7 protein-coding genes are annotated in these 8,970 nt (G+C 72.1%); 5 read left to right on the plus strand and 2 right to left on the minus strand.

What is annotated here, in order from left to right; translation table 11 throughout:
- Positions 1–65: 65 nt before the first annotated feature.
- Complete coding sequence (locus ACZ6TI_RS38025; protein WP_465350091.1) at positions 66–440, minus strand: YchJ family protein; 375 nt, start codon at positions 438–440, stop codon at positions 66–68.
- 140 nt (positions 441–580) lie between these two features.
- Here ACZ6TI_RS38025 and ACZ6TI_RS38030 point away from each other — a divergent pair, with 140 nt between their 5' ends.
- The 3 genes from ACZ6TI_RS38030 to ACZ6TI_RS38040 are packed head-to-tail and all read left to right on the plus strand — an operon-like array spanning position 581 to position 2,897.
- Complete coding sequence (locus tag ACZ6TI_RS38030; RefSeq protein WP_465350092.1) at positions 581–1,039, plus strand: hypothetical protein; 459 nt, start codon at positions 581–583, stop codon at positions 1,037–1,039.
- Positions 1,040–1,098: 59 nt separating this feature from the next.
- Positions 1,099–2,088: an ATP-binding cassette domain-containing protein gene (locus ACZ6TI_RS38035; RefSeq protein ID WP_465350093.1), complete on the plus strand. Its 990-nt coding sequence runs from the start codon at positions 1,099–1,101 to the stop codon at positions 2,086–2,088.
- Entirely contained in the window at positions 2,085–2,897 is an 813-nt protein-coding gene (locus ACZ6TI_RS38040; protein ID WP_465350094.1) for an ABC transporter permease, read from the plus strand. The genes ACZ6TI_RS38035 and ACZ6TI_RS38040 overlap by 4 nt, the downstream gene beginning before the upstream one ends.
- Here ACZ6TI_RS38040 and ACZ6TI_RS38045 read toward each other — a convergent pair.
- The gene (locus ACZ6TI_RS38045) at positions 2,879–6,160 is read right to left on the minus strand and encodes a BTAD domain-containing putative transcriptional regulator (protein ID WP_465350095.1); all 3,282 of its coding nucleotides are present in this window, start codon (positions 6,158–6,160) and stop codon (positions 2,879–2,881) included. The genes ACZ6TI_RS38040 and ACZ6TI_RS38045 overlap by 19 nt on opposite strands.
- Positions 6,161–6,290: 130 nt before the next feature.
- Between ACZ6TI_RS38045 and ACZ6TI_RS38050 the strand changes: the two genes are divergently transcribed.
- Positions 6,291–7,292, plus strand: coding sequence for a LacI family DNA-binding transcriptional regulator (locus ACZ6TI_RS38050; protein ID WP_465350096.1), 1,002 nt, complete (start codon positions 6,291–6,293; stop codon positions 7,290–7,292).
- A gap of 193 nt (positions 7,293–7,485) precedes the next feature.
- Positions 7,486–8,847, plus strand: a complete 1,362-nt coding sequence (locus ACZ6TI_RS38055) for an ABC transporter substrate-binding protein (RefSeq protein ID WP_465350097.1) — start codon at positions 7,486–7,488, stop codon at positions 8,845–8,847.
- The last annotated feature ends 123 nt before the right edge of the window (positions 8,848–8,970 follow it).

An 8,970-nucleotide genomic window follows, 5' to 3' on the forward strand; every position in this document is an offset into this window, starting at 1 on the left:
GCATCATGGCCGCTGGCGCGTCCAGGACGATGCGCGCACCCTTCACTCTGGTCGGCTCTCACCCTTCACACCGAAGGACCCCAGTAGAGCCAGGCGCCGTCGACGCGGAGAAATCGGCTGCGCTCGTGCATCTCGCCCGGCCGGCCGTCGTCCCGATAGTGGGCCGTGAACTCGACGAAGCCGTCGCGGTCGAACAGGCCGCCGGCCTCGGTCTTCAGCACGGAGAGCCCGGTCCAGCGCAGGCCGGAGTCCCCGGCGAGTGACGGCGGGCGGGTGTCCGGGTGCCAGGACCGCAGCACATAGGCCGTGTCGTCCAGCGCATAGGCGCTGTAGCGCGAGCGCATCAGCGCCTCGGCCGTGGCCGGCGCCGAACCCCGATGGGCCGGCTCGCAGCAGTCCGCATAGATGTTGCCGCTGTCGCAGGGGCATCGTCGAGCCATGGCACGCAGCGTAGATCCCGCCCAGCGGGGTGTTGCGTATAGGTGTGCAGAGCAAGGACAGGACGTACGTCACGGGGCGTAGGCGGGATTGCGTTTCGTGCGGCATGTCCCGGCCGCCGTGAAGCGGCAGGGTCGGGGGCATGAAGCTCACCCCGCGCCTGCGCAAGCTGATCCTCACCGTGCACGTGATCACCGCGGTCGGCTGGCTCGGCGTCGACCTGGTGCTGCTGACCTTCGGCATCGCCGGGCTCGCCGGCGCCGACCCCGAGGTCGTCTACCCGGCACAGAGCTTCATCGGGCGGGTCCTCTTCACCCCGCTCAGCGCCCTGGTCTGGCTGGTCGGCGTGGTGAACGCGATGCTCACCCCGTGGGGCCTGCTCAAGCACTGGTGGGTGGCGATCAAGCTGCTGCTCACCACGGTGATGCTGGGCCTCGTGGTGTTCCTGCTCTATCCGGGCCTGCAGCAGGCCGGCGAGCTCGGGAGCGACCTGCCGAGCCGGGACCGGGTCAACATGGTCGTCGCCCCGTCCGTCTCGTCCAGCCTGTTGATCTTCGCGACCGTGCTGTCCACCTACAAGCCCTGGGGCAGGCGACGCTGACAGCGGCGTATCAGCGCCGTGTGCGCGCCGTGTCAGCGGGCCGGGCCACTCTGCCTCTCATGGATGATCTCGTGGTGCGGGCCGAAGGGCTCCGCAAACGATTCGGCAAGACTCAGGCGCTGGACGGCGTGGACCTGGCGATGCGCCGCGGCACGGTGCTCGGCGTGCTCGGGCCCAACGGCGCGGGCAAGACCACCGCGGTACGCGTGCTCGCCACCCTCCTGCGCCCCGACGAGGGATACGCCGAGGTGGCCGGCATCGACGTGCTCAAGCAGCCCCAGCGGGTGCGCCGCCGCATCGGCCTGACCGGCCAATATGCCAGCGTGGACGAGGACCTGACCGGCACCCAGAACCTGGTGCTGATCGGCCAGCTGCTCGACCTGACGACGAAGGACGCCCGGCGCAGGGCCGCCGAGCTGCTCGAGTGGTTCGACCTCGCGGAGGCGGCCGGACGCCGGGCGAAGACCTATTCGGGTGGCATGCGCCGCCGGCTCGACCTGGCCGCGAGCCTGGTCGGCCACCCCGAGGTGATCTTCCTGGACGAGCCCACCACCGGTCTCGACCCGGCCAAGCGCGAGGACATGTGGGGCGTCGTGCGCACCCAGGTCACGCAGGGCGCCAGCGTGCTGCTCACCACGCAATATCTCGAGGAGGCCGACGCGCTGGCCGACGAGATCGTGGTGATCAACGAGGGCCGGGTGATCGCGCACGACTCGCCGGACGGGCTCAAACGCCGGTCCGGCGGGCTGACCCTGCGGGTGCGACCGGCCGACCCGGCCCGGGTGCCGGACGCGCTGCGGGTGCTCGACGCGGTCGCCGCGCCCGGCACCTCGGCGTCGGCGGACACCGCGGCGGGCGCCCGACCGGGAGCGGTGTCGGTGCCGGTCAGCGACGACACCGCCCTCGATCACGCGGTGCCCGCGTTGCGCCGGGCCGGCATCGAGGTCACCGACCTGGCCCTGCACCTGCCCAGCCTGGACGAGGTGTTCCACGCGCTCACCGGCCGTGTGACCAAGCCCGCCCTGTCGCGAGAGGACGAACTCGTATGACCACGCTCACCCTCGACCGGACCCTGGACCGGCCGCGCGGCGGTGCGGTCGCGGCGCTGGTGCGGCACAGCGTCGCGCTCGCCCGGCGCAGCCTGATCAAGACCGTCCGCACGCCGGAGGCGCTGATCGACGTGACGCTGCAGCCGGTGATCTTCCTGCTGCTGTTCACCTACCTGTTCGGCGGCGCGCTCTCCGGCGGCGACCGGCAGGCCTACCTGCAGTTCCTGTTGCCCGGCATGCTCGCGCAGTCGCTGGCGATGGGCGGCATCGCGCTCGGCCAGAACCTGAACGCGGACATCGAGAAGGGCGTCTTCGACCGCTTCCGGTCCCTGCCGGTGGCACGGTCGGCGCCGCTGGTCGGCGCGGTCGCCGCGGACATCGTGCGCTATCTGACGGTGTGCGCGGTGATGCTCGGCTTCGGTTTCGTGATGGGGTTCCGGGTGGAGACCGGTTTCGTGCCGGCGCTCGCCGCGGTCGCCCTGTCGATCGGCTTCGGCCTGTGCTTCTGCTGGATCTCGGTCTGGGTCGGCATGCTGGTGCGCACCTCGGGCGCGGTGCAGGGCGTGATGTTCCTGCTGGTCTTCCCGCTCTCGTTCGGCAGCAACGTGTTCGTCGCGACCGACACCCTGCCCGGCTGGCTGCAGGCCTTCGTGCACGTCAACCCGATCACGCCGCTGGTCGGCACGATCCGCGGGCTGCTGGTCGGCGGTCCGGTGGCCAATCACCTGGTGGTGACGCTGGCCTGGATGGCGGGCTTGCTGCTGGTCTTCGTGCCGCTCGCGCTGCGGGCCTACGCGCGCCGGGCCTGAGGGTCCGGCGCGGGCAGCGCCGCCCGGCGCAACCGCGCCGGATCCACCTGGGCCGAGGCCGTCTTCCCGTCCAACTCCCAACCCTTGCGGTACGCGTCCGCGAAGACGTCCTCGCCCAGCGCCTCCCGGGCGCTGCGGCTCAGGTCCCGGATCTGCGCGTCGGTCCGGTCGTGCGCACCCCGCAGCCGGGCCGCCGCGCCGAGCAGCCGGGCCACATCCCGGTGCTGCCCGTAGAGGTCGGCCAGGCCCGCCGCGGTCACCGTCACCATCGCCAGGATCGGCATGTCGCGGGTCTCGATCCCGGCCGCGTACGCCGTGGTCAGAGCCACCTCCGCACCGGGCCCGTCGCCGCGGACCACGCACAGCCAGGCGCGCACGCAGCCGGTGATCGCCCGCCCGTGATCGCCGGCGAAGCGGACCTCGCCGTTCATCGCGGCCTCGGCCCGGCCGACCAGTTCGGCGGCCCGGTCCAGGTCGCCGGTCCGCGCGTGCAGGCCGGCCTCCAGCGCGTCGATCAGGACGATCATCTCGGGCGACCGGGACCGCAGCGCCTTCTCCCGGGCCGTCTCGACCGCGGCGAAGGCCCGCCCGGGGTCGCCGCGACGCATGTGCAGGTCGATCCAGCGCAGGTCGATGAAGATCTCGTCGTTCAGGCTCAGTGACCCGAACTCACGGGCCAGCATCCCCGCCTCGCTCAGGTCGGCCCGGGCGCCGTCCAGATCGCCGTCGTATTGCCTCAGCATCGCGCGTATCGGCAGTGCGATGGCCAGGCCCCAGCGGTCGCCGACCGCGCCGAAGCAGTCCAGCGCGGCGACCACGTCGACGCGCAGCCGGTCGAGGTCGCCCTCGTTCTCGGCGGCCTGGGCCCGGAAGATGTGGGCCAGGCCGGCCAGCCACACGTCCGACCCGTCGATCAGGCGCTGGAGGATGGCCAGCGCCTGCTCTCGCTCCTGCAGGAAGAACATCGTCATCGCGGTCAGCGCCCCGGCCAGCCCGGGCAGCGGCGGATAGGCGATCAGGCGGTCGGCGAGCCTGCGCAGCTCGGCCTCGCGGGCCTTGACCGCCTCGGGAACCAGGCTGTGCTCGCCGCTCATCCGGTTCAGCACCAGCACCGCCTCGGCACAGTCCCGGTCCACGGTGCGTCTGCCACCCGGCAGCGCCAGCGCCTCGCCCAGCCAGTAGGTGGCGTCCTGGTAGCGGCCGAACATCTGCCAGTACCAGGACAGGTTCAGCGCCAGCCGGAGCGCGCCGGTGCCGTCGCCGGTCGCGCAGAGGTGCCGCAGGGCGGCGAGCGCGTTGTCGTATTCGGCCCGCATCTCGCGGAGCGCGGCGAGCTGGCCGGCGCCGCGCAGCTGCGGGTCGTAGCGGGCCACGAGGTGGCTCAGGTGGGCGGCCGCGAGACCTCGCACCGCGCTCAGCGTGCCCTCGTCGGACAGCCGCCGGGCGCCGTATTCGCGCAGGGTCTCGAGCATCCGGTAGCGGCCCGGCTCGGGCGCGAGCTGCAGCAGCGAGCGGTCGACGAGGCCGGCCAGCAGTTCCGGGATCTCGGCCGGCGGCACGTCGGTGCCGGCGCAGACCGCGGTCGCCGAGGCCGCCGTCACGCCGCCGGGCAGCACCGCGATGCGGTCCGCCACGGTGCGCTCGTGCGGGCCCAGCAGATCCCAGCTCCACGCGATCACCGCGCGCAGCGTGCGGTGCCGGGCGGAGGCCGTGCGCCGGCCGGTGCCGAGCAGCCGGAACCGGTCGGACAGCCCGCCGGCGAGCTGGGTCAGCGACAGTGTGCGCAGCCTTGCCGCGGCCAGTTCCAGGGCCAGCGGCATGCCGTCCAGCCCGCGCACCACCCGCACCACGTCGCCGAGCGTCTCGTCGTCCACATCGAACCCGGGACGCACCGCCGCGGCCCGGTCGGTGAACAGCCGCACCGCCGGACTCCGGCGTGCCCGCTCCACAGTGGCTTCCGGCTCGGGCAGCGCGAGCGGGCCGAGCGGCACCAGCGCCTCACCGTCCACCGCGAGCGGCTCGCGGCTGGTGGCCAGCACCCGCAGCCCGGCGCAGCGCGGCAGCAGCGCCGCGATCAGATGCGCGATCTCGTCGATCAGGTGCTCGCAGTTGTCCACCACGAGCAGGCACTGCCGGCCGTTGAGCTGCTCGATCAGCACGTCGAGCTCGCCGTTCTCGTCCCGGCTCCGGCCGGAGCCCTCGAACAGCGCGGCGCCGCGCAACCCGATCGCGGCCAGCACCGCCGCGCCGGCCTTGGCCGGCTCGGTCACCGCGGCCAGGTCGACCAGCCAGGTGCCGTCGCGGTATTCGTGCCGGTGCCGCCGGGCCGCCTCCACGGCGAGCCGGGTCTTGCCCGCGCCGCCCGGCCCGACCACGCTGACCAGCCGCCCCGCGGCGAGCAGGCCGTCCAGCCGGGCCAGGGCGTCATCCCGGCCGAGGAAGCTGGTGAGCGGTGCGGGCAGGTTGCTCGGCGGCGGTTCGTCGCCGGTCGGGGCGACCGTGGCCGGCGAGCGCAGCAGGCGCAGGTGGCGCTCGCGCAGGGCGGCGCCCGGGTCGGCGCCGAGCCGGTCGGCGAGCGTGTCGCGGACCCGCTCGAAGAGGTCGAGGGCCTCGGCCTGGCGGCCCTGGGCGGCGAGTGCGTCCATCAGCAGCGCGGCCACCCGCTCGTTCTCCGGGTGCCCGGCCAGCAGGGTGGTCAGCCGCGCGCCCGCGGCCCGCGGATCGCCCAGCGCCAGGTCGGCCTCGGCCAGGTCGGCGCCCGCCTCGACCGCCGATCGGGCCAGCTGGGTGGCGACCGCCGGCGCCACCGCGACGATCGCGGCCGGCTCGTCGGAGGCCGGCTCGGGCCAGAGCGCGACGGCCTCGGCCAGCATGGCCCGCGCGGATCGGGCGTCGCCCGCGCGCAACCGGTCGCGGCCCTCGGCGGCCAGCCGCTCGAAGCGCAGCGCGTCGACGTCCTCGGGGCGGATCTCCAGCCGGTAGCCGCCGTCGGACTGGGACACCGCCGCGGCCGAGCCCAGGACCCGGCGCAGCCGGGACACCAGTGACTGCAGGGCGTTCGCCGGGTCGCCCGGCACCTCGTCGGGCCAGAGCGCCTCGACCAGCGGACCAGGTCCGACCGCGCGGCCACCGGCCAGCGCCAGCCGAACCACCAGGCCACGCAGCCGCGCGCCGGGCACGGGCACGACGGTCTCGCCCCGGCACACCTGGAAGGCGCCGAGCATCGTCAGCCGCAGCCGAGCCGCGTCCCCGTACCCACTCACCCGACGATCCTCCCGCGCGCCGCCCCGCGTGCCCAACGCGGCACCTGCTTGCGGTAAGCCGTTGAAAGCGGACGCCTGGGGCAGCAAACCGACGTTCGTTTCTTGCAAGATTCTGACGTAGGATTCCGTCGTGACCAAACGACTGGCCGAGGTGGCCAAGAAGGCGGGCGTCAGCGAGGCGACGGTCAGCCGGGTGCTGAACGGGCGCAGCGGCGTCTCCGAGTCCACCCGCGCCTCTGTGCTGACCGCCCTCGATGTGCTGGGTTACGAGCGGCCGACGAAACTGCGCGGCGAGCGCGGCCGGCTGGTCGGCCTGGTGCTGCCTGAGCTGCAGAACCCGATCTTCCCGGCGCTGGCGGAGGTGGTCACCGCGAGCCTGGCCCAGCGCGGCTTCACTCCGGCGCTGTGCGCCCGCACGATCGGCGGCGTCCCGGAGAGCGACTACATCGAGATGCTGCTGGACCACCAGGTGTCCGGTGTGGTCTTCGCCGGTGGGTCATACGCGCTGGCCGGCGCCGAGCACGACCACTACCGCCAGCTGCTGGACCGCCGGATGCCGGTGGTGATGGTCAACGCCGGCGTCGATGGTCTGGGCTTCCCGCACATCTCCACGGACGACGCGGTGGCCGTCGAGCAGGCCTACGGGCATCTCCGTTCGCTGGGGCACGAGCGGATCGGCATGGTGATGGGCCCGGAGGACCACATGCCGTCGCGCCGCAAGCTGGCCGCGGTGGCCAAGCTGGCCGGCTGGGAGACCCCGGACGAGTGGGTCGAGCGCACCAACTTCTCGATGGAGAGCGCGCGGCTGGCGGCCGGCCGGCTGATCCAGCGTGGCGTGACCGGCATGATCTGCGCCTCCGACGTGCTGGCGCTGGGCTCGATCCGGGCGGCCCGCCGGCTCGGCCTGGACGTGCCGGGCGACGTGTCCGTGGTGGGCTTCGACGACTCGGTGCTGATGACCTGCACCGACCCGCCGCTGACCACGGTGCGCCAGCCGATCGAGATGATGGGCCAGGCGGCGGTGGATCTGCTGGTCAACCAGATCGAGGGTTCCGGCGTGCGGCCGGACGAGTTGCTCTTCGAGCCGGAACTGGTGGTGCGCGGCTCCACCGGGCCGGCAAAGGCGGGCTGAGCAGGACATTTACGAACGTCAGCGGGCGGACCCATGGGGTCCGCCCGCTTCTTTGTGCCTCACGCCACTAAAGTCAAGTTTTTTCTGTCTTACGTTCACTTCTTGCGGCTACCCGTTTGACTTAGTACCGTCATCGCCACGAAACATGAAGCTCACGAGCCATCGAAATAAAGCGAGCAGGAAGGTGTCCCCCATGTTCACAACCAGGCTGCGCACCGCCCTCGGGGCGTTGCTGGTCGCCGGGCTCGGTCTGTCCGCGGCCGCGTGCGGCAGCGACAGCGGCGACGCCCCCAAGGCTGCCGACGGGCCGGTCACCCTCGTCATCAACGGGCTTCCGCCGGCCACCGAGAAGGCCAACCACGACCGGTTCATGGCCAACGTCGCCGCGTTCGAGGCGGCCAACAAGAACATCAAGCTGGACGTCCGCGAGGGCAAGATGGACCCGCAGACGTTCCCGGCAAAGCTCGCCGGCGGCCAGCTCGAGGATGTCTTCTACGTGTACTTCACCGACCCGGCCAGCCTGATCGCCAAGCGCCAGGTCTCCGACATCAGCAAATACCTGAAGGACTATCCGGTCACCGGGGAGATCAAGCCCGAGGTGCTCAAGGTCTTCCAGGACGACAAGGGCGGCACGTACGGGTTGCCGTACAAGAACTACTCGATGGGTCTGCTCTACAACCGCGACCTGTTCACCAAGGCCGGGCTGGACCCGAACAGCCCGCCGGCCACCTGGGCGGACGTCCGCACCGCGGCGCAGAAGATCTCGGCGCTGGGCAACGGCACGGTCGGCTACGGCGACTACAGCAAGAGCAACACCGGTGGCTGGCACTACACCGCCGAGCTCTACTCGATCGGCGGCGACATCGCCACCAACGAGGGCGGCACCTGGAAGGCCGCGTTCAACAACGAGAAGGGCAAGCAGGTCCTGCAGCAGCTCAAGGACATGCGCTGGACGGACGACTCGATGGGCCAGAAGCAGCTGCTGGAGTGGGCCGACCTGCTCAACCAGATGGGCTCCGGCAAGCTCGGCATGTACGTCGCCACCGCGGACAACGTGCCGACCATCGTGAACCAGTACAAGGGCAAGTACGAGACCTACGGCCTGGGCCCGATCCCGGACGGCCAGGGCACCCTGGGCGGCGGCGAGGGCTACATGTTCAAGGCCGGCCTCAGCCCGGAGAAGATCCAGGCCGGCCTCAAGTGGCTGACGTTCTGGTTCACCTCGCCGGACAAGGTCGCCGAGGAGAACAAGTGGGCCAGCGAGACCGACCAGCCGGTCGGCCTCCCGGAGCCGGCCATCTACACCGGCGCCGCGGCGGAGAAGCAGGCCGCGTCCGACAAGCAGTACGCGAACGTGCCGCAGCAGAACTACGCGCCGTTCGTGGCGAGCATGGGCAAGGTCCCGGTGAAGCTCGAGCCGCCGAACGCGCAGCAGATCTACGCGGTGCTGGACGTGGCGATGCAGAAGGTGCTGACCGACAAGAACGCGAACATCGACCAGCTGCTGGCCGACGCGGAGACCCAGGTCAACTCCATCCTCGCGAGCGTCAAGTAATCGAGGCGGGGGGCGCCGGCGGGGGCCCCGCGGGCCCCCCCCCCCACGGGAAGGGACGACCCGGCGGTCAACCACGCCCCGCGGAGGGCCTCTGAGCCCGCCACCCCCGACCCCCCCTGAACA

This window comes from Actinoplanes sp. NPDC051388, from assembly GCF_055586225.1.